This is a genomic window from uncultured Mailhella sp. (assembly GCF_944324575.1).
Taxonomy (GTDB): Bacteria; Desulfobacterota; Desulfovibrionia; order Desulfovibrionales; family Desulfovibrionaceae; genus Mailhella.
This window is the reverse complement of record NZ_CALUWV010000162.1, coordinates 1-2751: the sequence shown is the minus strand read 5'-3', so window position 1 is coordinate 2751 and position 2751 is coordinate 1. Positions and strand designations below refer to the sequence as shown.

The 2751-nt window shown below is 60.2% G+C and carries 3 protein-coding genes; all 3 read right to left on the bottom strand.

The genetic code is table 11. From position 1 onward, the window contains the following. Positions 1 to 353: cytochrome d ubiquinol oxidase subunit II (gene cydB / locus Q0J81_RS10995; protein WP_294447887.1), on the bottom strand; the 353-nt coding region annotated here is incomplete at its 3' end. 1 nt (position 354) lies between these two features. Beyond that, positions 355 to 1677, bottom strand: a complete 1323-nt coding sequence (locus Q0J81_RS10990; protein ID WP_294447886.1) for a cytochrome ubiquinol oxidase subunit I — start codon at positions 1675 to 1677, stop codon at positions 355 to 357. 117 nt (positions 1678 to 1794) lie between these two features. Continuing rightward, positions 1795 to 2751 (bottom strand): flavodoxin domain-containing protein (locus Q0J81_RS10985; RefSeq protein ID WP_294447884.1); only part of this gene is annotated, 957 nt, incomplete at its 5' end.

Sequence of the window (2751 nt, the reverse complement as noted above, 5' to 3'; positions counted from 1 at the left end):
GTCATGCACACGTCCCAGCTGAAGATCCAGGTGCAGGAATCGCCCTTGCCGCGGAATTCAAAGGCCACGGCACGGAAGATGAGGCAGAACAGCAGGATGAGCAGCGGAGCGTACAGGGCGCTGAACATGACGGCGTAGGCGTTGGGGAAGGCGGCGAAGGTCACGCCGCCGGCGGTGATGAGCCATACTTCATTGCCGTCCCAGTAGGGGCCCTGCGCGTTGTAGATGACGCGGCGTTCATGGTCGTTGGCGGCCACGAAGGGCATGAGCGTGCCCATGCCGAGGTCGAAGCCGTCAAGGATGAAGTACACGGCCCACAAAAGCGTCCAGAGGAAGAACCATATCGTTTCCATGTTACGCCTCCTCAGCGGCTTTGACAGGTTCGGGCCCCTTGCGGGAGTTGGAATACAGCAGCCAGATGTCGATGAGTCCGAGCAGCGTGTAGATGACCAGGAAGGCTATGACGGAAATGAGCACGGAACTCGTGGGCACGGGGGACACGGCGTCCGAGGTGCGCATGAGGTTGTAGACGATCCAGGGCTGGCGGCCCACTTCGGCCACGGTCCAGCCGAGCATGATGGTGATGTAGGGCAGGGGGATCATCCAGGGCAGGATTTTGGCAAGACGGGTGTCTGCGGCAAGATCCTTGCGACGCCACCAGGCCCAGGCGGCCACCAGAATGAAGAGGCAGCCGAGGCCCACCATGATGCGGAACGACAGGAAGGTCGGCAGTACAGGCGGAATGTCTTCCTTGGGGAAGTCGCTGAGGCCCTTCACTTCGGCGTTGATGTCGTTGAAGGCGATGAAGCTCATGAGGCCGGGAATGGGCAGCGCTTCCACAAGATTCTTGCCGTTTTCCTGATCAGGCCAGGCGAGAAGGTACATGGGGGCTCTGGTCTGCGTGGTCCAGTGCGATTCCATGGCGGCCATCTTGGCGGGCTGATATTCGGCCACGTTCATGCCCTGATGATGACCGGCGAGGCCGACGAGCAGAGCCATGACGAGGGTGAAGGGCGCGGCAATGCGCACGGCCTTGGTGAACAGGGAGGTTTCATTTTTGCGGGCGAGATGCCATGCGGCCACGCCGAGCACAAAGAAGCCGCCCAGCATCCACGCCGAGGAGACGGTGTGGAAATATTCGCCCCAGGCGTAGGGATTGGTGACCACGGCGAAAAAGTCGTCGAGTTCCGCGCGTCCGTTGCGCAGGACGTAGCCCACGGGATGCTGCATGAAGCCGTTGGCAAGGATGATCCACAGCGCGGAAATGTTGCCGGCAATGGCCACCATCCAGATGGCGAAGCAGTGCACCTTCCTGCTCACGCGTTCCCAGCCGAAGGTCCACACGGCAACGAACGTGGATTCGAGGAAGAAGGCCACCGTGGCTTCAATGGCCAGCAGAGAGCCGAAGATGTCGCCTACGTAGGCGGAGTAGCGGGACCAGTTCGTGCCGAACTGGAATTCAAGCGTGATGCCCGTCACCACGCCCAGTACGAAGTTGATGAGGAAGAGTTTGCCCCAGAATTTGACCATCCTCTTGTAGTCTTCATCGCCGGTGCGCACATACATGGTTTCCATGATGGCGAGCAGCACGGAAAGACCGAGAGTGAGAGGCACGAAGATAAAGTGGAAAAAGACGGTCATGGCAAACTGGAGGCGGGAGAGGAGGATGAGATCCATGATGAACTCCTTGGTGCTCGTCGGCGACGCGGAAGGACGAGTCTCTGCCGTAATAGGCCATGAAGCCCGGGCCGCCGCACATGGTGCGGCAGTCCGGGCACTTGATGTTTCAGGCGGTTAGGCTCCGCACTTTTCCTTGAGTGCGCGGGCCACGGCAACGCCGAGTTCGCGGCACTTTTCAAGGTCTTCCTTCTTGGGGTTGAAATAGCACTTGAGCGGTTCGCCCACGAGTTCCACCTTCATGTCGGCCAGAGCGTCGGCCATCATCTTGGGGGCTTCGCCGGACCATCCGTAGGTGCCGAAGGTGGCGCCCACGAGATTCTGAGGACGCAGGCCCTTCACATGGGCGAGGCAGGCCATCATGTTCACCATGGGCATGTTGTTGCGCGTGGCGGAACCGAGAATGAGCGCGCCGCTGTCGGCAAGCTCGGTCATCACGTCGCTGCAGTGGCAGGTCTGCAGGTTGATGAGAACGTAGGGCACGTTTTCGGCGTCCAGACCGTCGGCCACGGCTTCGGCCATCTTGGCGGTGCCGTTCCACATGCTTTCGTAGGCGATGACGGCGCGCTTCTTGGGCTTCTGTTCGGCAAAGGCCTGATAGGACTCAATGACGAACTTCACGTCCTCGGGCGTGCGGTAGATAAGGCCGTGGTCGGGGGCGATGACGTCGAACTGCAGGCCGAGATCGGTCACGCGCTTCAGGGTCTTGAGCACCTGGGGCGAGTAGGGCAGCACGATGTTGTAGTAGTAGCGCTTCATGGATTCATAAAGCGTGGTGCGGTCGCACTCGTCGGCGAAGCGGTAGGAGGTGGCGAGGTTGTGGCCGAAGGCGTCGTTGCTGAAGAGCACCTTGTCTTCTTCAAGGTAGGACACCATGCTGTCGGGCCAGTGCAGCATGCGGGTTTCAAGGAAGGTGACGTTGCGCTTGCCGATGTTCAGGCGCTGACCGTCCTTGACGACTTCAATGGGCCATCCCTCGGTATTATAGATGTTGGTCATGGACTTGTAGCCCATGGCAGAGCAGAAGATCTTTTCGGGCTTGCACAGCTTCACGATGCGGGGAAGCGCGCCGGA

Excerpts from the sequence above, each read along its gene's own strand:
- Q0J81_RS10990 (WP_294447886.1), bottom strand. The coding sequence starts at position 1,677 with ATGGATCTCATCCTCCTCTCCCGCCTCCAGTTTGCCATGACCGTCTTT.